The sequence below is a fragment of the Rhizobium sp. L9 genome (assembly GCF_002531885.1).
In the GTDB taxonomy this organism is placed as follows: Bacteria; Pseudomonadota; Alphaproteobacteria; order Rhizobiales; family Rhizobiaceae; genus Rhizobium.
The window spans coordinates 1-539 of record NZ_NWSZ01000120.1; the positions used below are offsets into that span (position 1 = coordinate 1).

A 539-nucleotide genomic window follows, 5' to 3' on the forward strand; every position below is an offset into this window, starting at 1 on the left:
CACGGCAGGCAATTTGCCAAGCACTTCTACGCGGCCGACTGTATCTGCGATGTCGTCGGCAATCTGATACGCATGCCCGAGCAATTCCCCCACCTTAGACCACGGAGCCGGATCAGCACCACTTACCAGGGCACCGCACGTGGCCGCCGCGACAAAGAGGGAGCCGGTCTTGTAATGGTGATAGCGGTCGATAGCGACGTGCGTCATTGCCTCCATCGACTGTCCGGCGATCAGTCCGTGACTGGGGCCGACCGCCTCCGCAACCACCTCGATCATGCGCCCGCCCAACTCAGGTGTTAGTGCAGCCTGCAAGCTGAGGTATTTGAAAGCCATCACGATCAAGGCATCGCCGGCCAAAACGGCGATAGGCTCTCCGAAAAGCCGGTGCACCGTCGGTCTGCCGCGACGTAGCGCGGCGTTATCGAAGCAAGGCAAGTCGTCATGCACCAACGAGGCACAGTGCAGCAATTCAATTGCTGCCGCGGCTCTTGTCGCCAGCTCAGGATGTTTTTCGCCGCACACATAGGAGACTTTCAAGC

Annotated in this window: 1 protein-coding gene; it reads right to left on the reverse strand. The window is 59.7% G+C overall.

Features of this window, described 5'->3' with window-relative positions; genetic code table 11:
* A partial coding sequence (locus CO660_RS32565; protein ID WP_176536427.1) for a polyprenyl synthetase family protein occupies positions 1–539 on the reverse strand: 539 nt, incomplete at both ends.